Annotated in this window: 25 protein-coding genes; 17 read left to right on the plus strand and 8 right to left on the minus strand. The window is 66.0% G+C overall.

Annotation, left to right across the window (positions count from 1 at the left end):
- Positions 1 to 106 precede the first annotated feature (106 nt).
- Together JZ791_RS06460 and JZ791_RS06465 are read right to left on the minus strand one after the other, a co-directional pair.
- Complete coding sequence (locus tag JZ791_RS06460; protein WP_216893248.1) at positions 107 to 925, minus strand: SDR family NAD(P)-dependent oxidoreductase; 819 nt, start codon at positions 923 to 925, stop codon at positions 107 to 109.
- A gap of 18 nt (positions 926 to 943) precedes the next feature.
- Complete coding sequence (locus JZ791_RS06465; RefSeq protein ID WP_216893249.1) at positions 944 to 1,774, minus strand: SDR family NAD(P)-dependent oxidoreductase; 831 nt, start codon at positions 1,772 to 1,774, stop codon at positions 944 to 946.
- Between JZ791_RS06465 and JZ791_RS06470 the strand changes: the two genes are divergently transcribed.
- The 3 genes from JZ791_RS06470 to JZ791_RS06480 all read left to right on the plus strand — a co-directional run bounded on the left by JZ791_RS06470 (position 1,746) and on the right by JZ791_RS06480 (position 4,336).
- Positions 1,746 to 2,087 (plus strand): hypothetical protein, encoded by a 342-nt coding sequence (locus JZ791_RS06470; RefSeq protein WP_216893250.1) that lies wholly within the window; start codon positions 1,746 to 1,748, stop codon positions 2,085 to 2,087. The genes JZ791_RS06465 and JZ791_RS06470 overlap by 29 nt on opposite strands.
- Before the next feature lie 104 nt (positions 2,088 to 2,191).
- Positions 2,192 to 3,379 (plus strand): DUF5005 domain-containing protein, encoded by a 1,188-nt coding sequence (locus JZ791_RS06475; RefSeq protein WP_216893251.1) that lies wholly within the window; start codon positions 2,192 to 2,194, stop codon positions 3,377 to 3,379.
- 381 nt (positions 3,380 to 3,760) lie between these two features.
- Positions 3,761 to 4,336 (plus strand): DUF6529 family protein, encoded by a 576-nt coding sequence (locus tag JZ791_RS06480; RefSeq protein ID WP_216893252.1) that lies wholly within the window; start codon positions 3,761 to 3,763, stop codon positions 4,334 to 4,336.
- A 153-nt stretch (positions 4,337 to 4,489) separates the two neighbouring features.
- Here the strand turns inward: JZ791_RS06480 and JZ791_RS06485 are convergent, their stop codons facing one another.
- The gene (locus JZ791_RS06485; protein WP_216893253.1) at positions 4,490 to 5,371 is read right to left on the minus strand and encodes an SDR family oxidoreductase; all 882 of its coding nucleotides are present in this window, start codon (positions 5,369 to 5,371) and stop codon (positions 4,490 to 4,492) included.
- 136 nt (positions 5,372 to 5,507) lie between these two features.
- Between JZ791_RS06485 and JZ791_RS06490 the strand changes: the two genes are divergently transcribed.
- Both JZ791_RS06490 and JZ791_RS06495 read left to right on the plus strand, forming a co-directional pair.
- Positions 5,508 to 6,101 carry a TetR/AcrR family transcriptional regulator gene (locus JZ791_RS06490; RefSeq protein WP_216893254.1) on the plus strand — a complete coding sequence of 198 codons (594 nt, stop codon included), beginning with the start codon at positions 5,508 to 5,510 and terminating at the stop codon, positions 6,099 to 6,101.
- Between the two features lie 217 nt (positions 6,102 to 6,318).
- Positions 6,319 to 6,984, plus strand: a complete 666-nt coding sequence (locus JZ791_RS06495; RefSeq protein WP_216893255.1) for an EthD domain-containing protein — start codon at positions 6,319 to 6,321, stop codon at positions 6,982 to 6,984.
- A gap of 109 nt (positions 6,985 to 7,093) precedes the next feature.
- Here the strand turns inward: JZ791_RS06495 and JZ791_RS06500 are convergent, their stop codons facing one another.
- Together JZ791_RS06500 and JZ791_RS06505 are read right to left on the minus strand one after the other, a co-directional pair.
- A complete protein-coding gene (locus tag JZ791_RS06500) occupies positions 7,094 to 7,954 on the minus strand; it encodes an NAD(P)-dependent oxidoreductase (RefSeq protein WP_216893256.1) in 861 nt (286 codons plus the stop codon).
- 43 nt (positions 7,955 to 7,997) lie between these two features.
- Positions 7,998 to 8,777 carry an MmyB family transcriptional regulator gene (locus JZ791_RS06505; protein WP_216893257.1) on the minus strand — a complete coding sequence of 260 codons (780 nt, stop codon included), beginning with the start codon at positions 8,775 to 8,777 and terminating at the stop codon, positions 7,998 to 8,000.
- Between the two features lie 100 nt (positions 8,778 to 8,877).
- Between JZ791_RS06505 and JZ791_RS06510 the strand changes: the two genes are divergently transcribed.
- Complete coding sequence (locus tag JZ791_RS06510; protein ID WP_254205293.1) at positions 8,878 to 9,648, plus strand: HAD family hydrolase; 771 nt, start codon at positions 8,878 to 8,880, stop codon at positions 9,646 to 9,648.
- Here JZ791_RS06510 and JZ791_RS06515 read toward each other — a convergent pair.
- On the minus strand, positions 9,645 to 11,126 hold the full coding sequence (locus JZ791_RS06515) for a helix-turn-helix domain-containing protein (protein WP_216893258.1): 1,482 nt from the start codon (positions 11,124 to 11,126) through the stop codon (positions 9,645 to 9,647). The two genes, JZ791_RS06510 and JZ791_RS06515, sit on opposite strands and share 4 nt — an antisense overlap.
- Positions 11,127 to 11,283: 157 nt before the next feature.
- Here JZ791_RS06515 and JZ791_RS06520 point away from each other — a divergent pair, with 157 nt between their 5' ends.
- The 9 genes from JZ791_RS06520 to JZ791_RS06560 all read left to right on the plus strand — a co-directional run bounded on the left by JZ791_RS06520 (position 11,284) and on the right by JZ791_RS06560 (position 16,956).
- Positions 11,284 to 12,453, plus strand: coding sequence for a radical SAM protein (locus JZ791_RS06520; protein ID WP_254205294.1), 1,170 nt, complete (start codon positions 11,284 to 11,286; stop codon positions 12,451 to 12,453).
- Positions 12,450 to 13,073 (plus strand): 3'-5' exonuclease, encoded by a 624-nt coding sequence (locus JZ791_RS06525; protein ID WP_216893259.1) that lies wholly within the window; start codon positions 12,450 to 12,452, stop codon positions 13,071 to 13,073. The genes JZ791_RS06520 and JZ791_RS06525 overlap by 4 nt, the downstream gene beginning before the upstream one ends.
- Positions 13,070 to 13,699 (plus strand): AAA family ATPase, encoded by a 630-nt coding sequence (locus JZ791_RS06530; RefSeq protein ID WP_216893260.1) that lies wholly within the window; start codon positions 13,070 to 13,072, stop codon positions 13,697 to 13,699. Before JZ791_RS06525 ends, JZ791_RS06530 begins: the two co-directional genes overlap by 4 nt.
- 47 nt (positions 13,700 to 13,746) lie before the next feature.
- Positions 13,747 to 14,112 carry a hypothetical protein gene (locus JZ791_RS06535; RefSeq protein ID WP_216893261.1) on the plus strand — a complete coding sequence of 122 codons (366 nt, stop codon included), beginning with the start codon at positions 13,747 to 13,749 and terminating at the stop codon, positions 14,110 to 14,112.
- Complete coding sequence (locus JZ791_RS06540) at positions 14,112 to 14,294, plus strand: hypothetical protein (protein WP_216893262.1); 183 nt, start codon at positions 14,112 to 14,114, stop codon at positions 14,292 to 14,294. Before JZ791_RS06535 ends, JZ791_RS06540 begins: the two co-directional genes overlap by 1 nt.
- Before the next feature lie 160 nt (positions 14,295 to 14,454).
- Entirely contained in the window at positions 14,455 to 14,907 is a 453-nt protein-coding gene (locus tag JZ791_RS06545; protein WP_308162804.1) for a MarR family winged helix-turn-helix transcriptional regulator, read from the plus strand.
- Between the two features lie 46 nt (positions 14,908 to 14,953).
- The gene (locus JZ791_RS06550) at positions 14,954 to 15,505 is read left to right on the plus strand and encodes a cysteine hydrolase family protein (protein ID WP_216893263.1); all 552 of its coding nucleotides are present in this window, start codon (positions 14,954 to 14,956) and stop codon (positions 15,503 to 15,505) included.
- Positions 15,506 to 15,559: 54 nt separating this feature from the next.
- The gene (locus tag JZ791_RS06555) at positions 15,560 to 15,997 is read left to right on the plus strand and encodes a MerR family transcriptional regulator (RefSeq protein ID WP_216893264.1); all 438 of its coding nucleotides are present in this window, start codon (positions 15,560 to 15,562) and stop codon (positions 15,995 to 15,997) included.
- Complete coding sequence (locus JZ791_RS06560) at positions 15,994 to 16,956, plus strand: NAD-dependent epimerase/dehydratase family protein (RefSeq protein ID WP_216893265.1); 963 nt, start codon at positions 15,994 to 15,996, stop codon at positions 16,954 to 16,956. The genes JZ791_RS06555 and JZ791_RS06560 overlap by 4 nt, the downstream gene beginning before the upstream one ends.
- Here the strand turns inward: JZ791_RS06560 and JZ791_RS06565 are convergent.
- Entirely contained in the window at positions 16,939 to 17,394 is a 456-nt protein-coding gene (locus JZ791_RS06565; protein WP_216893266.1) for a MerR family transcriptional regulator, read from the minus strand. The two genes, JZ791_RS06560 and JZ791_RS06565, sit on opposite strands and share 18 nt — an antisense overlap.
- 83 nt (positions 17,395 to 17,477) lie before the next feature.
- Between JZ791_RS06565 and JZ791_RS06570 the strand changes: the two genes are divergently transcribed.
- The gene (locus tag JZ791_RS06570; protein WP_216893267.1) at positions 17,478 to 18,320 is read left to right on the plus strand and encodes an SDR family oxidoreductase; all 843 of its coding nucleotides are present in this window, start codon (positions 17,478 to 17,480) and stop codon (positions 18,318 to 18,320) included.
- 52 nt (positions 18,321 to 18,372) lie between these two features.
- Positions 18,373 to 19,026, plus strand: coding sequence for a TetR/AcrR family transcriptional regulator (locus JZ791_RS06575; RefSeq protein ID WP_216893268.1), 654 nt, complete (start codon positions 18,373 to 18,375; stop codon positions 19,024 to 19,026).
- Between the two features lie 41 nt (positions 19,027 to 19,067).
- Here JZ791_RS06575 and JZ791_RS06580 read toward each other — a convergent pair whose 3' ends face one another.
- Positions 19,068 to 19,313, minus strand: coding sequence for an FAD-dependent monooxygenase (locus JZ791_RS06580; protein WP_438804486.1), 246 nt, complete (start codon positions 19,311 to 19,313; stop codon positions 19,068 to 19,070).
- Positions 19,314 to 19,443 lie beyond the last annotated feature (130 nt).

The raw sequence follows: 19,443 nt of genomic DNA on the forward strand, positions 1-19,443 counted from the left end.
ACTGTTGCTGCACTGCGGAATCCGTGTGTGATCCCGCCGATCACCCAGTGGCTCCGAACCGGTTGAGGGCGGCATCCACCCGCCCTCAACCGCTTTCGAAACCGATCTAGGTCAGTGCGACTCCACCGTCGATCTGTAGAACCTGCCCGGTGACGAACGCGGCTTGATCCGACGCCAGATAAACTGCGGCAGCACCGATTTCAGCGGGCCGCGCAGTACCGCGCGGGAGAGCCGTGGTCCGGCTGAACCGATCCGGGTCGGCAGGACGGCTCCGGAGCCGTTGCGCGAAGATGCCGTGCTCCGGGTGAAAACGGCTGCCCGAACTGGTTTCGCTGTGCACATCATCGGGGATCGTCCCGTAAGGCGCTATGGCATTCACCGTGATGCCGGATCGGCCGACCTCCAGAGCCAGCACCCGGGTGAAAGCGTGCACCGCCCCCTTGGCCGCCGAATAGACCGCCATGTGGGGATCGCCGATGATCGCCGCCATCGAGCCGATGTTGATGATGCGACCGCTCTCTCGTTCGAGCATCTGCGGCAATACCTTGTGCGTGCACAGCAGTGTGCTGCGCAGATTGATGTCGAGATCCGCCTGCCACTGCTCCGTCGTCGTCTCGGCGAACGGTACGACCGGGCCGTTACCGCCGACATTGTTGACCAGAACGTCGATTCCGCCGAACCGATGGCTTACTTCCGCGACCATCTCGCGCACGGAGTCCTCGACCGTGACATCGGTCGGCCGCCAGAACACATCCCGCGCGCCCCGCGTGCGGGCCAGTTCAGCGACGCGTGCGCCGGCCTGTACGTCGCGGCCGACCAGGACCAGGCGAGCCTCCTCCTCCGCGAAGGCCAACGCGATCGCTCTGCCGATGTTGGCAGTCGCACCGGTCACCAGGACCACCTGCCCGCACAGTCCGGTCTGCATTATTACCTTCCCCACCGTTCAGCCATCGATGAAAACGCTTTCGTAGTCGTCGAATACGCCGTTGAACATCGTCGTCGGGGTCAGTGGGCGAGTGCCGACACCGCCCATGATTCCGTGCTCGTGCGCCAGATGCGTCATGCTCTCCAGCCGACCCGAATAGTCGGTCGGTTGCGCGAGCATCCAGGCGATGCCTTCCGCGGCCGCCTCGGAAGGCTCCCATTCGCTGTGGTCGACGCTCGGCATATTGGCCACGGACCCCTCGGATGCGACCGGCGCGTCGATCCGGAAGCAGTTGACCGCGATCCGGTCCCCGGCCAGCTGTCGCGCGAGATCGACGGTGAGCCGCTCGAGCGCGACCTTCGCCATCCCGTAGGACATGAGGCCCGGCACCGGCTTCAGCGCGGCAAGAGAGGACACGTTCACGATCCGCCCCTCTCCGGCCGCCCGCAGATGCGGCACAGCCTGCCGAGCGGCGATCAGTGGCGCGTCCAGATCGACGGCCATCACCAGATCGTGTCGGCGCAAAGGGATGTCGAGATCGCCGACGAACGTCACCGCGGCATTGTTGACCAGAACATCGAGCCGACCGAGCAACTCGACGGTCCGATCCACCATCGCCGCGACCTGTTCCCGATCCGCCAGATCGACCGGCACGGCAACGGCAGTTCCTCCCGCTGCCCGAATCCGATCCACGACATCGTCCAACGTGCCCGGGGTGCGCTGCGGGCTCTCCCGCGTCGCCCGAGCCGCACAGGCGACGGCGTACCCCTGCGCAGCAAGAACCGAGGCAGTCGCCGCACCCACGCCACGACTCGCCCCCGTGACCAAGGCAACCTTCTCAAAACTCATGCTACCCACCTTGAAGAACGGGATTCTCAATATCAAGTATGACATTACCGCTACCTGGCCACCATCCACATCGCAGGCCTGGGATCTGCACAGTTCCGGCATCGTGCAGGTACCGGGTGTCACAGCGATGTGCGCGACCACAGTCGGATCCCCCTGCGGCGAGGGTTCCGTGAATATGTCGACGATGCTCGCGGGCGCGGCCGGCAACACGCCCGGCTCGCGAGTGCGTCTGCGCTCCCACACGGTGATCTTGTCAGGCCGTACCCTGCTGATGGTTTCGACAAACTTCGGCCTCGATTCGGGAATGTGCTGAGCTGTGGTGGTATCGGACGTCGTGAATTCGCCTGCCATGGGCGGGCGACCATGCCTCGTGGGCCGGCGGTGCGTGGGCGCTGCCCGTGCGCGAAAGTCGGTGCGGTGAGCAGAATCGCTCAGACGCCGGGGCGTGTGCTGCGACTGCTCGTGCCCGTCGTGATCGCGGCCGCGGTGCTCGGGCTGTTCGTGCGGTGGCCCGCGCCCGCGGATTCCGCACCCGTTGTGCTGGACGCGCGGCCCCTGGTTTGCCTGAACGAATCCCTCGAGGCATACGCGGACTCGGGTCGTGGATGGACCGGCGGGGATTCGACCTGGTCCACCGCGCTGCCCGGTGGCCGCGAGGTGTTCGCCTTCTCCGACACGTTCCTGTCACCTATCACCCCGCCGACACGGCCGCCGGATGCCGGATTCGTGCACAACTCACTGGTGGTTCGCGCCGCCGACGGCCAGTTGTCCACTATCACAGGAGGCGCCGCCGGCCATCCGGACTCACTGCTCGCCCCGTCCGACCGATCGCACTGGTACTGGCTCGGCGCGGCAACGTATCTCGATGGCGCACTGCAGATCCCAGTCACCGAATGGCGTTCGTCCGGACCGGGATCGCTCGACGTCACCTTCGTCGGATCGTCGCTGGCGCGATTCGACCCACGTGATCTGCACCGGCCGGAATCGATTACGCCACTGCCGCGTTCGCGCGGAATCCAGTGGGGACAGTGGGTGCGGCAGGAGGGGCCTTGGACATACATCTACGGCGTCGAGTCCGCCGCGAGCGGCAGATATCTGCGCGTCGCGCGCGTCACGGGAGACGATCTGCGGCAACAGTTCTCGTTCTGGACCGGCCGGGGATGGTCCGCCGCGGAGGCGGACTCCGCCCGAGTCTCCGCCGGCGTCTCCGCCGAGTTCTCGATCCAGCGCCTCCGCGCGGGAATGTACCTGCTGATCACCATGCAGGATGGGCAACTCGGTAATCGTCTCACCGCGCGGTACGGCCCAACGCCGATGGGACCGTTCGGCTCCGCGATCACGGTGTACATCACACCGGAGGCGGGTGCGGCGGGCTCGTATCACGACTCCGAGGTGTACGCCTACAACGCGCATACGCATCCCGAATTATCCACCCCCACAAGACTTGTCGTCTCCTACAATGTCAACAGCCTGGACACCGCACCCGGTGGTGAGGTCTACCGCCGAGTGAGCCTCTACCGTCCGCGTTTCATCGCGGTCGAACTCGGCGACGAGGTCGGCGCCCATACGCAATCCGGCGCTTCCCCGCGCGCGCTCTGTCCGTGAGGGACGTGTGCCGTCCTGGCTCGATCGTCTTCACGTCGAAGGGCTTCGAGAAGCTCGCTCGGCCTGGCGTTCCCCGCAGTGCGGGCGATGGCTTCCGTGTCGACGAGTTCGGATCCTTACGTGCCTGGTCGAGCCGGATGGTGCGCAGCAACTCGGCTGGGGTGCTGAACGTTCCTATTAGCGCGTTGTATCTGCGTGGGGTGGAGTATTCCGGTGCCCGGTGCCCGGTGCCCGGTGCCCGGTGCCCGGTGCCCGGTGGCACGTGGCCGTCGGCATCGCGTGGCCCAGCTGCGGATAGTGTCCGCCGGGATCGTGGCGATGGCATCGGACCTGTGCCGACAACTTCCGAAGAAGCCGTAACCCGCTGCGGTATCTGTTGGTATGAAGCCGTCCACATCGGGCACGGCAGCCGCCGTGCCGAATACAGCTGTTCGCCAGTGGATCGCGGTGGCAGTGCTGCTGATCGGCACCGTGATCGCAGTGACCCTCGGCCTGCTCGGCGCCCACTTCGGCCCCGTCCCCCGACCGCTGCCCACATGGGGATTCTCCTCGCCGCAAACCTTCAAGGCATATCTGAGCAGCCTGGTGCTCGTCCTACTCATCGCCCAATTGCTCACGGCCGTATGGATTTACCGGTGGGGTGCGGGTCAATGGGTCCACCGGTACCACCGCATTGTCGGTGCGCTCACCTTCACTGCGAGCCTGCCAGTCGGCTACTACTGCCTCTACAGCTTCGGCTTCCACCTCGACGCCGGTATCCCACCACGCATCCTGATCCACTCGATCGCCGGCACCGCCTTCTACGGCGCATTCGCTGCCAAAATGCTGGCATTGAGATTGCGCCACACGCCCGCCTGGCTGGTCCCGGTACTGGGTGGACTCGTCTTCGGGCTGTTCGTATTCGCTTGGACATCCGCAGCGCTGTGGTGGTTCCACACAGTGGGATTCGCCCACTAACCGGATCGGTTGTACCGCCACGGTGCCGCGACCGCGCGCCTCCGTGAGGACTATGACAATGGAAATATGCGCACTGGAATATGTCTATCTGAGAGTCCAGTGCGGGCCGCGCGTGACAGCCTTCGTCCGAAGGCTGTCAGCTCGCTGGACGGTTCAGATGAAGTAATGGCCCTGCTCGATGTCCTCGATGAGGCCGGGGTGGGTGGGTTTCCAGTTCAGGAGGTCCTGGGTGATGAGGCTGGAGGCGGGCATGTCGGTGCTGAGCAGGTGCGTGAACATGCCGGCGAATTCCGTGGCGGGCAGAGACTTGGTCGGTAGGTTCAGGTGGCGGCCGATGGTTTCGGCGATGTCGCGGACGGGGATGCCCTCCTCGCCGACGGCGTTGAGCACCGAGCCTGCGGGCGCCTGTTCGACGGCCAGCCGGTAGAGAACCGCGGCATCCTCGACGTGGACGGCGGGCCAGCGGCTGGTCCCGTCGCCGATGTAGCCGGAGACGCCCTTGGCCCGGGCCATGGCGATCAGTTGGGGGATGAATCCGTGACGTTCTCCCTCGCCGTGCACCGAGCGGGGGAGCATGACCAGGCAGGAGCGAATGCCTTTGTCCGCGGCGGCCAGTGCGCTTCGCATGTTGGTGATGCGGGCCGCGATGGGTCCGGCGGGGATGAGTTCGTCGCGTTCGGTCGCGGGTCGCCCGGGCCGCACGAGCGTTCCGCCGGAGACCACGAGGGGCTTACCGGAGTCGGCGAGGCTGCTGGTGAATGTCTCGATGGCCGCGGCGTCGGTTCGTGTCGCGGCCTCGCTGGTGCTGGGTACGACGAAGGCCAGGTGGATGACGCCGTCGCTGTCGAGGGCCCCGGCTCGCAGTACGTCGATGTCGTCGAGGTCGCCGCGCAACACCTCGGCGCCCATGTCGGCGACCGCCGCGGCGGAGGCGTCCGAGCGGGCCAGACCGATGACTTGGTGGCCGGCGCCGATGAGTTCGGGGACGAGGGCCGAGCCGATCCAGCCGGAAGCGCCGGTGACGAATATGCGCATGGAAGGTCTCCTTGATGCGAGTCTGCGTCCGGAACGCTGATGCGATCCAGTCGCATCAATCATAACCTGTTGATGCGATCCAGTCGCATCGATGTCCGTAGTGATGCGATCCGGTCGCGTCGCCTAGGATGTGACCGTGAGCAGATGGGCGCCGGACGCGCGTGAGCGGCTGGAGACCGCCGCGCTCGACCTGTTCGTGGAGAACGGGTACGAGGCGACGACGGTCGTCCAGATCGCGGATCGCGCCGGGCTGAACCGCGCCACGTTCTTCCGGCACTTCGCCGATAAGAGGGAGGTCCTGTTCGGCGGTGAAGACGTCTTGGCCGGACTGTTCTCCGAGGCAATCCGTGCCGCTCCCGCGGAGGCGACGCTCATCGAATGCCTCACGGCCGCGTTCTCGGACGCCGATGAGGCGATGACGCCGCAACAGCGGGCCAAGGCCGCCCAGCGCGTGCTGGTGGTCGCGGGGAACACCGAAGTTCAGGAGCGCGGACTGCTCAAGCATGCCCGGATCGCCGGCTCGATCGGCGCGGCCCTGCGCGAACGGGGTATCGACGAGCTGACCGCCCGGCTGGGGGCGGAAGTCGGGATGCTCGCCTTCAGGATCGCCGTCGAGCGCTGGATGAAGCCGGACGACGACGAACCGTTCGCGTTCCACGCCACAGCGGCTCTGAGTGAGTTGCAGGCGCGCGTCGCCGGGCTCGGCTCCCGGTCCCACCTGTCGGCCTGACTGCCCCGAACGACCTTCCGTGTCACCGTCATTGGAGTGTGGCTTCGCCGGCCAACGCGATCCGGCGCCCACGAAACTCGTCAGGCGGACGGGATGATGGCCGGACACCGCTGTGGTTCCGGCCGATCCGGGCTCTGCGGGAATATCTCGCCCCCGGAATCTGGACTACCGACCGAGTCCGTCCGTCATGATGGGCAGCGGAATTGAAAGGCGCGCTATGAAATTGATGTACGCCCTCTGGGGTTCGAGCCTGGACACGACGCTGCACCGGCCGACGCTGCACCGCGAACTCGCCGCGGCCGGGGCGACGACACTCCAGGTCAACGTCGCCGACACCGACGTCGCCCCGGCCACCACGCGTATCAACAGCTACCCGGAGCCGGTGAAGGCGATAGTCAGCGTGTGGTGCGACGACTACGCCGCGATCACACCGTTGTTGACCGCGATCAGCGAGGAGCACACCGGCTGGATGGTCGACGAGCGAATACCGCTGACCGCCCCGGATACACCGAGCGGCCGACGTTATGACGCCCTGGCGAATATCGCGCTGCTGCGGATCCCGGACGACATGAGCAGGCAGGAATGGCTGGAGCGCTGGCACGACCACCACACCGCTGTCGCGATCGAAACCCAGGCCACGTTCGGCTACGTTCAGAACGCGGTCCTCGAACAGATCACCCCCGGCCGTTCGGTCGACGGCCTGGTCGAGGAACTGTTCCCGATGGCCGCTATGACCGACCCCCACGCCTTCTGGGGCAGTGGTGGCGACGACGCGGAACTACACTCCCGCGCCACTCGAATGCTGCACAGCATCGCCACTTTCGGCGCGGACCGCAATCTCGATGTCATCCCGACGAGTCGCTACCGCTACGACTTGTCCTGACGCTGACCGGGATCGGTTGCGGTGGAACATGTTTCCACACCTCCCGGCACTCTGTCGCCGAGGACGTGACGGCCATACGGCGACTCCGGCCGCGCAACGGGCCGTCGGTTCATTCGAGTCCCTCGAGCACCTGTTCGACGGTGAGATCACGGGAAATCCGCTCCGGATCGGTATGCCCGAATTCGGTGCCGGCCGCGCGCGCGTAGGCGGCGGCGATGCCCTCGAACATCTCCGGCGGAAGTCCCGCGTCGCCCTGGGTGCGCGCGATCTCGCGCATCTCGCCGACGAAGCGATCCGATTTCGTCGCTGCCAGGGCTATATCGGTGTGCCAGTTCGGCACTCGCTCCGGCCAGATGTGTGCGACGTCGGCGAGAAACTCCTCGACGACGCCGTGGGTGCGGGCGGTGAGCATCGCCTGCATGATCAAGGCGTTGGTGCCCTTGTACATCGAGGCCGTGCACATCTTCAGCGCCGACGCCCGCCCGGCCGGGCCCGGGAGTTCGAACACCTCGGCCCACGGGCTCGCCAGTGCGGCCAACTGGTTCGCGCGCGGCCCGCTCAGATAGATCCGGGTCGCCGAGCGGCCGGGGCGCGGGGGAGGGCCGGAGATCGAGCCGTCCACCAGGTCCAGGCCCGCGGTCTTCAGCGCGGTCGCGATACCGTCGACCGTGGTGGGCGCGATGGCGTTGAGGTCGATCACCAGCGGTGTGGTTCCGGCCCGATTCGCCGCTGCGGCAATGGTGTTCGCGACGGCGGTGGCGTCGGTGGGCGGTACGACACTGACGACGATATCGGCCGCGGTCACCGCCTCGAGAGTCGCGACCGTGTCGATTCCCGCCTGCGACACCAGCTCTCGGGTTCGGTCGCTGCGATCCACCACGCACGTCAGCACTTCCGCGCCCCCGGCCCGCCAATTCGCGCCGAGCGCACTGCCCATGGCGCCCGCGCCGATCAGTCCGATGCTGACCATGATGTGCCCGCCTTTCCCTCCGCGTGAGCCCTCCTACCGCACGTCAATGCGCTGGGCGGAAGCCACTGTCGATGTACCGACAGCCTGCCACGGCGATGATGTACGCGGTGCGGCCAACCGACCGGGCTGACTCCGGACGCTGGAAGGACCGCTGGTCATAGCCCTGGAGCAGACGTACCTTCGCCCAGTCGCCGTCGTCCACCGGGACGTGGGTGATCAACTTGATCTCCGAACGCTCGCCGAGCCACAGTTGCGTGTAGTCCAGTTTCAGCACGCCGACCTCGGGGTGCAGGTAATGCTTCGTGAAGTTCTCCGGCGCCCGCACGTCGTGCTGGTCCCACAGCCGCTCGAAGTCCGGCGACTGTTGCCGCAGCCTCGAAACCAGGCTCTTCCAGCTCGGCTCGGCGGTGTGTGCTCCCATTCCCGCCCGAAATCGGCCGACCAGGCGCGAGGCGGCGCCTTCCCAGCCCAAGATGGTCGCCCGCCACCTCGGCGAAGTGAGCATCAGCAGCAACCAGTTGCGATCCTCGAACGGCAGTTGGTCCAGTCCACCGACCATCCGGTCGTAGGTGCGGTTGTAGGCGAGCAGGTCGAACCGAGCGTTGATCACGGTGGCCGGGATCGGCTCCAGGTGACGCAGCATCACCAGCACGGCGGCCGGGACGGCCTCGTAGTCGCGGTTCATCGGCGGTTCGGGGTGCCCGGCCAGCGTGTAGAGGTGGATCCGCTCGAAGGGGTCCAGCCGCAGCGTGCTCGCGATCGCGGCGAGAACCTGCTCGGACATGTTGACCCTGGCCTGCTCGGGCCACGTGTACCAGGTCACGCCCACCCCGTTCGGATACTAATTAGTTGATACCAGCTGACCTGGGGAAACGTAGGCAGCCCCGACGTGACGGGCAATTCAAGCCCGGACAGCGCGGCTGTTGCCGGGCATCGACAGGGTGCCGTCGATCGGACCGCATGACAGAATGCCGGGTATGAGTGCGGCGTACGCGGGTCTGGTCGTTTGGGACGTTGACGGCACTTTGATTCCGGCCGACTTACGTTGGCTCCGAAGGGCTATCGCCCGCACGTACGGTCTCGGGGACGAATCCATCGTCTTCCCGAAGGCCCGCGTGCATGGCTACACCGATGAGTTGATCGTGGTGGATACGGCTATCGCTTCGGGCGTTCGACCGGAGGTTGCCGAGGGCGGCGTCGGACGGTTTCACGAGGTGCTGGCCGAGGTCATGTCCGAGGGGGAACAGGAACTTGCCCGGGATCAGCCCGCGTATCCCGGTGCGCTCGATTCCATTGCCTCCCTGCACAAGCACGGGTTCGTACAGACGGTTCTGACCGGAAATCTGCGCGTCGCGGCTGAGGTCAAGCTGCGTGTTTCGGGCCTGGACCAGCATCTAGACCTGGATATCGGTGCATACGGGGACGATGCGCGGGACCGGTTCGAGCTTCCTGCCGTAGTTACCGAGCGGTTCACCACCCGGTACGGGACCGCGCTGGATGCGGGCCGGACGGTTGTCATCGGCGATGCGCCGAACGATATCGCGTGTGCTCGTCACGCGGGATTTCATATCATCGCGGTCGCGCACCGCATACCCGGTAACGAGCTGGAACAACATTCTCCCGATGTGGTCTTGGAGCGTCTGGAATCGGAAGCGGTGGTCTCGGCGGTCGCTTCATTGACGGGTAGCAGTTAGGAGGGCTGGAGCGCCTCGATTCTTCCTCTCAGTTCTCTGACTGGTTTTTCCGTGTGCCACGGTTTCAGTCGATCGAATGCGAGTTGTGCGCGTTCTGTCCCTCGCGAGTTTCCCATTGTGACCAGGTTTTCGTAAGCGTCTCCAAGTATTCGGCAGCCCTCTTCGAGTTCGCCGCCCAGCACGTGAGCGCTAGCAAGGTCGACTCGCGCCGCTAGGGCTACATTCTCATTGTCGGCATCGGTCGCGCGGATAGCTTGATTCAATGCCGATATCGCTTTTGAGGGCTCTTTGAGGAACAACCAGCAGGTGCCTTCATAAACGAGGAGTCGTGTCTGATTCCAGTCACTGAAAAGGCCGGTCTGGTCGGGTTCTGCAATCTCATCGACGGCGCGGCGGGCGCGGGCCAATGCCTCCCGGCATTCTTGGGCCAGCTCCAAGACGGCGAAGGCTTGCGCCTGCTCCGCCGCGATCCGGGCCTGCGCGGAGGGAGGTAGAACGTCGGCGACGGCGGCAGCTTCCCCGAGCAGCCGGAGGCCGTCTACGATATCGCCATCCGAACCGATCAGCGTGGCGGCATCCGAGCGGAGATTGCTTTCGAATATCCTTGCTATTCCACCGAGTGCCGGATCTTTGATGTCGTCCGCGAGGCGCCTTGCGAATGCGCAGCTTGCCAGCGCCATCGGACGGTCTCCTACTGCACTCCACAGGCGGCTCGCCACGATCGAGGTTTCGCCGAGTAGAAAGCCAATCTGATTCTTTACGTGCCCGTCGACGGCGCTTCGAAACAAGGTGGCTACCGAGTCTCGGTGCGCTGAGATGAGAGTCAATAACGCATCGGGTGCAATGCTTTGCCTTTGACCGGCAAGCAACCGGGTTACGGCTGTAAAGCTATTGACGGTACGCTCGGTCACCCGCCGGGATCGAATGATGGACTCGATAGGGTCGGCATTACGGATAAGGTCAGGGTCTAATGCGCTGGCTGCCGCGACTGCAATTCCTTGCGTGAGGAGTGTGCGACGGTCTATCACAGAATTATCCCCATCATCCTCGGGTTTATCAGTGGTGTCGGCAAGAGCGCCGACCGTGACGCCAACGACACGCGGGTCGAGGGGCAGCGAGACGACTCGGCCGTTGACGATGATCGGCAGCATCACGGTCGCGTGGTTGGTTGCGTGCTGCGGTGCGGTCGCGCCGCTGTGCTTTCGTGCCGCTTGTTGCTCGTCACGGGCTCGTGCACGCATTGCGACCAGGGCTCCGTCTGCACCCAGTGCGGCGTCCAGAGTGGCCACAAGCTCCTGTGAGGGCAGGATGGCGTCCTGGCTCTCGGCCATGCCGACGTACTGGCGGGTGTAGCGAATCTTCGCGGCAAGCTGGCGCTGGGTGAGGCCCGCGTCGTGCCTGCGACGCTTGATTTCGCGCGCCAACTGGTCGGCGACCGTTTCTGGGTGCGGTTCGTGTCCGGTGGCCGGGTTGTTCATCGGTGCCCCCTGATCATGGGTTCATTCTGTCCCACCGCATGGGGTTGGCAAGCGCGGTTTTTGGCTATTTGCCACCTTATTTGCCCGGCGGGGGCGGCGGTGTGCTTGGTGCGGGCACGGCGAATCTGACGGCCCGAATCGAGTGGGAGGCAGGCCGATGGCAACGACGAGGACCCGTCATGGTGTTCCGCTGCTGGACACCGCACAGCGAGCCGGGATGCGGCCCGAACTGCTGGACGTGATCGAGTACCGCAAGTCCGGGCTGAGCGTGAACTGGATCGTGGGCTGCCCGCTGGACTGCGGGTACTGCGTGCGGCACCTGTTCGACAACTTCGAGATGAAGGTTCCTCGCGCGTTGATGGACGACGAGCAGGCCGCGGACCTGCTGTGCGGCCACCGGTACTTCCGGCCGCACATCACACCGATCCAGCTGCTGAACCGGGCGACCGATCCGATGCTGCCCAGGGTCAAACAGCACACGCTCAACATGCTGAAACTGCTGGACGCACGCGGGTTGACCAACCACGTTCTCGTGATCACCCGATGGCGGATCGAACCCGAGGACTGCACGGTCCTGAACTCGATCACGAATCTGAAAGTTACTGTGCTGGTGACATATTCGGGTATTGACGATCCGCGTATCGAGCCGGTGGATTCCGGGATCGCGGCTCGGTCGCTGGTGACGGCGTTCGAGCACGCGGATCGATATCGGGTGGTGCTGTACTGGCGGCCGATCGTGCCGGGCCTCAACGACTCCGACGATCATCTCCGCCGAGCGCTCGAGCTGAGCCAGCACGCCCACGCGACCGTGTTCACCGGCCTGTTCTTCAAAGACCAGATCCGCGACTACTACCTGGCACATGGGTTGCCCGAACCGTATGCGGAGGCTGCCCGCCGCAAGGTGTTCCCCGAGGTGCTGGAGCGGCGCATCCTGGACGCGGCCGATGTCGGGCGTCCCGGTTCGCCGTTGTTCCGTAAGACCAGTTGCGCGGTTGCCTACGCGCACGGCCTCGCGGACTACAACGGCCACTTCGGTATCCGGGAACTGTGCGACATTTGCCCGGCCGCCCAGGTGCGGCGGTGCGCGCGGGCGTGGCAGCGGCCCGAGTCCCGGCATGTCGGCGGGCAGGCGGCCGAGTTGGGCGGCACCCTCGTAGAGGTCAACGACCGCGCCGTGGTCGTGGCCGGGCTGAACGAGCAACCCCGCTACTTTCTCCAGCACGGCCACGGCTACCAGGTCCACGACATCGACAGGCCCCACCACCACGGACACCACGGCCGAGCCGATCTCGGCTGGCCCACTACCAGGGAGAACACGCCATCATGACCAATCCGCTTGCGTTCCCGAAGGCTCTGCACGACCGGCAGTTGGCGGTGGTCGACGTGGAGGGCAACGGACAGAACCCGCCCGAGATCATCGAAATCGCGGTGCTGCTGGTGGACGGTCCGACAACCCCGGATGCGGTGCGGTCGTGGCTGATTCACCCGCAACAACCCGTGACGCCGATCGTGACGCGCAAGGTGCACGGGATCACCAATGCCGACCTTGCCGACTGTCGGCCCTGGGTCGAGGTGGCCGAGGAGATCGACGAGGCATTGTGCGGGCGAACACTGGTGGCCCACAACGCCATCGTGGAGCGCAAGGTGCTCACCGCGCATCTGCCGGACTGGAATCCGCCGCTGATCCTGGACACGTTGCGGTTGGCGAAAAAGGTGTGGCGGTGCCTGGATTCGTACGCGCTGGACAAGCTGATCGAACGCGGCCAACTCGACACCGCAGCGGTTGCCGGGCACGGCCACCACCGCGCCGGATACGACACCTGGGCGGCCTGGCAACTGCTGTGCGCACTGCTCGAGGACGGCGAACTGGACTGGCCCGGCCTGATCGCCGCCGCCGGGCTCCCCGAATTTGTCCCCGCACCCGAACCCGAAGGAGGCTTGTGGTGAACGACTTCGACCAGCCGGTCACTATCGCTGTGGTCGGCACCCATTCCACCGGCAAGAGCACCTTCCTGGCCCGGCTCGCTCACGAACTGCGCCGTACGGGCCTGGCAGTTTCCACGGTCGCGGATCTCGGAGAACAGGCCCAACGCATGGGAATGCCGATCCTATGGAACCACACCTGGACCTCCACGCTATGGATCATGACCCGGGGTATCAGCAACGAACTCGGGGCATGGCTACACGGTGATGTCGTACTGGTCGATCGGGCCGTACCCGATGCGCTGGGCTACTACCGGGCCGCCCTCGAATATCGCGGTGAGATGCCCGACCCGGACGGCGCGTCGTATCTGGAGACTCTGGCTCGCACGCACAGCGACCGCTACGACCTGATCTTCCGGACCCAGCTCGATGTGGATATCCCGTTGGGCACCAACAAAACTCGTGACGGAAATCAGCAGTTCCGGAGATTGGCCGATCGGCATGTCGGCGAGGTGCTGACTGAGCTGGCGTTGCCGTCGCTGCCCCTGGCCGCCGACGGACACGACACGGCGCTCGCTTTGGCTATCAACTTCGTGGCCGAGCAACTGGGCGACGACGCCATGCCCGGCCCGGCCAGCGCCACCGCGTAAACGCTTCGATTTCCTTGAGATCCCTTCACCCGCATAGTAATCGACAGTTGCGATCCACAGAACCCGACATCCCCGAAGATAACGGCCGACCGAAAGCGGTTGGGCTGGTACGAGCAGACGTCTCGGGCCTCGACGCACCCCGGCACGCAGTCGCGATCGAGCGGCACGCCCGATCGTTGGGGTTGCTGTACGTCTACACCGTCAGGCCACCGCAGGATCATCCCGATCCGATCGGATACGCACTCGGCCTCGCGTCCGGGCTCGACGTAGCCGCGATCGTGATCTACGACCTGGCCCAGGTCGATAGCCAACCGGCGCGAGTCTGTGAGGACTTCGACCTGGAGACCGTATGCCCGGGGGCAACCTGGGCACGCACCGCGCACACGGCACCGGCGCGGACGGGGGCGGTGTGATGAACCAGATCATCGCCGCCCCGAAGTTGTGCGGGTACCCCGAGATCGAGTTGGCACACGCGCAGATGCAGCGGCATCGGGAATGCCGCATCGACAACTGCGTATGGAAGGCAGCGGCCTACCAGACGCTCGTGCTGACCAGCCGCCTCGTGCCGCAGTCGATACCCCCGCGCACTGGATAACCACGCTCTGGCACCCGGATAAATCGAGCCGGAGAGTTGGTGTCATCGTGGCCGATCTGTCGGGCATTCGGCACGTGGCAGCTGAGTTGGGTGTCCTGGATATCGCCCCGGACAATACAGCTAACTGTTAAGTAAGCTGTATAAATGATACGCTCCCAGCGTGACCGAACAGCGGCGGAAATCCTCGACGGATGCGGCTCAGGTGGCCGGTGAGCTCCGGATCGCCCTCGGGGAGCTCGTGCGGCGCTTGCGTGAGCAGATGCCGGGCACCGACCTCACCAGATCTCAATCCTCGGTGCTGTCCCGGCTGGAGCGCGACGGTGCGGCAACAGCGACCGCCCTGGCCAATGCCGAGGGTATGCGCCCGCAGTCGATGGGCACGATCGTGCGCGGACTCCAGGACGCCGGTCTGATCAGCGGCTCACCGGATCCGAACGACGGCCGCAAGACCCTGCTCGCCCTCACCGACGCCGCTCGCGAGGAGTACCGCACCGGCCGCCGCGCCCGTGCGGACTGGCTGACCCAGACCATGACCGCGACGTTGACTCCGCAGGAGATCACCGTGCTCGGTGAGGCCGCGGCCCTGCTGCGGCGCCTGGCCAAGGCGGCCTGACTCGCGGTCGCCCGATAACACATCCGCATACCAGTAAGGAACCCGCATGCCCATCACGACCATCGACCCGCGGACCGCCCTGATCGTCATCGACCTCCAGCAGGGCGTCGCGGAAATGCCTCTGGCGCATCCGTTTTCGGTCGTCACCGAACGAACCGTCGAATTGTTGCGGGCGTTTCGCGAGCGCGGTCTGCCGGTCGTCCTGGTGAACGTCGCGGGCTCCCCGAGCGGTCGCACCGACGCCGGTAGCAGCGCGCCCCGCAGCCTTCCCGACGACTGGAGTGTCCTGGTGCCGGAGCTGGACCGGCAACCCGAGGACATCCTGGTGACGAAGTACGCGCGCAGTGCGTTCACCGCGACGGGACTGGCCGAGCGGCTCCGTGAACTCGACGTCACACAGGTTGTGATCACCGGAGTCGCGACCGCCGGCGGTGTCGAGTCCACCGCCCGGGACGCGCACGAGCAGGGCTTCAACGTCACCCTGCCGGTCGACGCCATGACCGACTCGCAGCTGGCCCGGCACGAGCACAGCATCACGACCGTGTTCCCCCGCATCGCCGAGTCCGGAACCACTCGGGACGTCCTGGAGAAGCTGTGAGTTGAGCGACACCGCCCTTGACTTCAAGCGCTTGAAGGGTGGTTCGCTGAATGCATGACAGGTTTCACGATTCAAGACGTATCGCGCAGGAGCGGGCTGAGTGAGCCGACGCTGCGGTACTACGAACAGGTCGGTTTGATCGGGCCGGTCGACCGGGACGCGGGCAGCGGTCATCGACGGTATCGGACCGAGGACGTCGATACGCTGCTGGTCCTGGCCTGCCTGCGCACGATGGGGATGAGCATCGAGGATATGCGCACCTACCAGGCCAACCGGTCCCGCGGGCGCGCGGCCGCGGGGGAGCAGCGTGATCTGCTGCTGCGGCACGCCGAGCGGGTCGAGGCGAAGATCGACACACTGCACACGCATCTGGACTATCTGCGTGCGAAGGCCGCCGTGTGGGATGCGCGCGAGCGCGGTGACGCGCAGGACGAGGCCGCGTCGTGGCAGCGGGCGGACGCCGCGGTCCGGCGTCTGGAGGTGGCGCGATGAGCGACGTTCTGGTCACCGGCGGATCGGGCTACCTGGGCACCTGGTTGCTCACCTCGCTGCTCCGGGACGGGACCGCGGTGCGGACCACGGTGCGGTCGCTTGCCGGCGAGACCGGTGTGCGCGAGGCCGTGCGCCGGGGTGGGGCGGACGACGCCGGCCTCGAGGTCGTCGTCGCGGATCTACTGTCCGACGACGGGTGGGCCGACGCGATGAAGGGGTGCTCGCAGGTGTATCACGTTGCGACGCCGATGATTCAGCCGCAGGACCCGGACGAGGTGCTCCTGCCCGCCCGCGACGGCACGACGCGCGTATTGCGGTCCGCGCGTGATGCCGGCGCCCGGCGGGTCGTGCTCACCTCGTCGTTCGCGGCGATCGGCTACTCGCCCAAGCCGATTCGCGACTACACCGAGGCCGACTGGACCGACCCCGACACCCCGGGACTGCCGGCGTACCCACGAGCGAAGGTCATTCAGGAACGGGCCGCCTGGGATTTCATCGAGCGCGAGGGCGGCCACACCGAACTGGTCTCGATCAACCCCACGTTCATCCTCGGTCCGGCGCTCACCGCGCAGGTGCGCTCCTCACTACCGCTGATCACAGCGATGCTGAGCGGCGCGATGTCCGTCGCGCCCCGCCAGCGCTTCGGCATCGCCGACGTGCGCGACGTGGCCGACCTGCACATCAAGGCCATGGCGGCGCCGCAGGCGGCAGGCAAGCGCTACCTGGCCCTGGCCGACGGACCCACGACCACCTATCTGGGGATCGCGCAGACCCTGCGCGACCGGCTCGGCCCCCTCGCCGAACGGGTGCCGACCGAGCAGGCGCCGGGAGATGAACTGCCCGAGTTGGTCATTCACAACGATCGCGCCCGCGACGAACTCGGCTGGCGACCCCGGCCGGCCGACACCACGATCGTGGAAACCGCCGAAAGCCTGCGGGATCTAGGGCTTCTCGGCTGACTCGTGCGCCGCGGCCGGGCATTCCGGCCCTGCGCGCCACAGGCTGTCGGCGGTGCCCGCCGCCATGCGATCGGCGTAGAGCGCGACCTTCGCCCGGATCACGTCCAAGGATTCCTGAAGATCGGAGATCTGCTGTCGCACTACACCTTCGTGCCGACTCAGGATCTCGAAGCGCTCGGCTTCGGTGCCCGCGCCCAGTGCGACCAACTGCGCGTATCGGCGGATGTCCGGCAGCGGCATCCCCGACGAGCGCAGCTTCGCACAGACGCGCAGCCAGCCGACGTCCTGCTCGGTGAACACCCGCCGACCCGCGCTGTTGCGCTGCACCGGGGTCGCGAACAGTCCCTCCTGCTCGTAGAACCGCAGCGTATGGGTCGACAGGCCGGTCAGCGCGCTGACTTCACCGATACTGAACAGCGTTTCGGGTACAGCGGTCATGAAATCCAGTGTAGAGCTTGACTTCGAGTCGTCTCTAACTCCTACCGTCGGTGTATCACTTCGACATCGATTGGGAAAACACAATGGCGACAACATGGTTCATCACCGGCACATCCTCCGGGTTCGGGCGGCTGCTCACCGAGCGGCTGCTCGCCCGCGGCGATCGGGTCGCGGCGACGCTGCGCCGTCCCGAAGCGTTGGACGATCTGCGGGCCGAATACGGGGATCGCCTCTGGATCGCGCGCCTGGACGTCACCGACGGCGAACGGGTCCGGCACGTTGTGAACGAGGCGTTCGCGGCGTTGGCCAGCATCGACGTTATCGTCAACAACGCAGGCCACGGACTGTTCGCCGCGGGCGAGGAGGCCACCGACGAGCAGATCCGGGAGGTGATCGAGACGAACCTGCTCGGCTCGATACACGTGATCCGTGCCGCCCTGCCGCACCTGCGGGCGCAGGAGCACGGCCGGATCCTGCAGGTGTCCTCGGCAGGAGGTCAGGCGACCTACCCGAACTTCGGCTTCTACCACGCGTCCAAGTGGGGTATCGAGGGATTCTGTGAAACCGTGGCGCAGGAGGTCGAGCCGTTCGGAATCACCCTGACCATCGTCGAACCGGGCGCCACGCCAACGGGTTTCGGCTCCGCCCTGCCCATCGCCCCGGCGATGCCCGAATACCAGGCGGGTCCGGCGGGCGAGGTCCGCAGGGCGTTGCTGGACGGTCGATTCCCACTGCCCAACGATCCGGAGAAGATCGCCGATGCCATGATCGACCTGGTCGACAACGACGAGACCCCGCTGCGCCTACCGCTCGGCCCGGACACCTACGATGACGTCCGCGCCCGCCTCGTCGCCCGTCTCACCGAACACGATGCCCATCGCGACGTCGCACTGTCGGTAGCGTCCGCGATTGACGCTCGGTCGTGATCACCGGTTCGCAATCCATGCCACGAAGAAACCGATTATGTAGGTTTGATGCATGGCGGCAGAATCAGACGAGACGCAGGAGCGTATTCTCGACGCGGCCCTGAACCGGGTGTTACAGGTGGGCGTGCGGCGCGCCAGTCTGGACGATATCGCGCGCCGGGCCGGTGTCAACCGGGTGACGATCTACCGCCGATTCACCACCAAGGAGAACCTGATCGACGCGGTCCTGGGCCGCGAGATCAGGCGGGTGCTGGCAGAGGTCACCGCAATCGCCACGGCGACAGAGGGAATCGACGCGCAGATCGAGGCGACGGTGTTCCATGTGCTGCGCCAGACGCAGACGCACCCGCTGGTGACACGCCTGCTGGATGTCGCGCCGGAAGAGATCCTGGACTTCTACACCGTGCGCGGTGAGCAGGCGGTCGCCTTGGGGGTCGGCTACATCGGGGATATCCTCGAGCACACCCAGCAGATCGGCAAGATCGACCGCTACGACCCGCTGCCGGTCGCGGAACTACTTGCCCGCCTGGCACATTCGGTACTGCTCACCCCCGCGGGCGGGCTCGATTTCCGGGATGAGGAGCGGGTGCGCGCATTCGTCGCCGGGACCATCGTGCCGCTGGTTCGGTACGGCGTGCCGACGAGCGGGGCGGACGGTCGAAAGAAATCGGGTACGAACGCGAAGGGCGCCGGCGTTCGGTCGTAGTGCCGGATCAGCGCACGAATGTCGTTGCCTGCGACCGGTAATCAGCTGACGGCGTTGATCAGGATGTGCGGTGTGCCCTCGCCGAGCATCTCGTACAGATCGAGGGCCTGAGCGTCGGCCGCGGCGCTGCGGGTGAACATGGCCTGTTCGTAATCGGTGAGCGCGGTCTCGATGTCGCCCGGGTGTGCGGCGATGGCCTTGCCCAGTTCGGCGCCGTCATACAGGGCCAGGTTGGCGCCTTCGCCGTTGGGGGCCGTCAGGTGTGCGGCGTCGCCGAGCAGGGTCACCCCCGCCGTGCGGTACCCGTTCGTGCACGCGCGGGCGAGGCAGATGCGCGAACACGATGACCGTGAGCAGTTCCTCGCCGGCGTCGACATCTTCCTGGCGGGCATTGCCGCCCTGCGCTAGCCGGGGGAC

The sequence above is a fragment of the Nocardia alni genome, from assembly GCF_019038435.1.
GTDB lineage: Bacteria > Actinomycetota > Actinomycetes > Mycobacteriales > Mycobacteriaceae > Nocardia > Nocardia alni.

Bases quoted from the DNA above. Each gene is read 5' to 3' on its own strand.
- JZ791_RS06460 (WP_216893248.1), bottom strand. From the start codon at position 925: ATGCAGACCGGACTGTGCGGGCAGGTGGTCCTGGTGACCGGTGCGACT.
- JZ791_RS06465 (WP_216893249.1), bottom strand. From the start codon at position 1,774: ATGAGTTTTGAGAAGGTTGCCTTGGTCACGGGGGCGAGTCGTGGCGTG.
- JZ791_RS06480 (WP_216893252.1), top strand. From the start codon at position 3,761: ATGAAGCCGTCCACATCGGGCACGGCAGCCGCCGTGCCGAATACAGCT.
- JZ791_RS06485 (WP_216893253.1), bottom strand. From the start codon at position 5,371: ATGCGCATATTCGTCACCGGCGCTTCCGGCTGGATCGGCTCGGCCCTC.
- JZ791_RS06495 (WP_216893255.1), top strand. From the start codon at position 6,319: ATGAAATTGATGTACGCCCTCTGGGGTTCGAGCCTGGACACGACGCTG.
- JZ791_RS06500 (WP_216893256.1), bottom strand. From the start codon at position 7,954: ATGGTCAGCATCGGACTGATCGGCGCGGGCGCCATGGGCAGTGCGCTC.
- JZ791_RS06515 (WP_216893258.1), bottom strand. From the start codon at position 11,126: ATGAACAACCCGGCCACCGGACACGAACCGCACCCAGAAACGGTCGCC.
- JZ791_RS06520 (WP_254205294.1), top strand. From the start codon at position 11,284: ATGGCAACGACGAGGACCCGTCATGGTGTTCCGCTGCTGGACACCGCA.
- JZ791_RS06525 (WP_216893259.1), top strand. From the start codon at position 12,450: ATGACCAATCCGCTTGCGTTCCCGAAGGCTCTGCACGACCGGCAGTTG.
- JZ791_RS06540 (WP_216893262.1), top strand. From the start codon at position 14,112: ATGAACCAGATCATCGCCGCCCCGAAGTTGTGCGGGTACCCCGAGATC.
- JZ791_RS06550 (WP_216893263.1), top strand. From the start codon at position 14,954: ATGCCCATCACGACCATCGACCCGCGGACCGCCCTGATCGTCATCGAC.
- JZ791_RS06555 (WP_216893264.1), top strand. From the start codon at position 15,560: ATGACAGGTTTCACGATTCAAGACGTATCGCGCAGGAGCGGGCTGAGT.
- JZ791_RS06560 (WP_216893265.1), top strand. From the start codon at position 15,994: ATGAGCGACGTTCTGGTCACCGGCGGATCGGGCTACCTGGGCACCTGG.
- JZ791_RS06565 (WP_216893266.1), bottom strand. From the start codon at position 17,394: ATGACCGCTGTACCCGAAACGCTGTTCAGTATCGGTGAAGTCAGCGCG.
- JZ791_RS06570 (WP_216893267.1), top strand. From the start codon at position 17,478: ATGGCGACAACATGGTTCATCACCGGCACATCCTCCGGGTTCGGGCGG.
- JZ791_RS06575 (WP_216893268.1), top strand. From the start codon at position 18,373: ATGGCGGCAGAATCAGACGAGACGCAGGAGCGTATTCTCGACGCGGCC.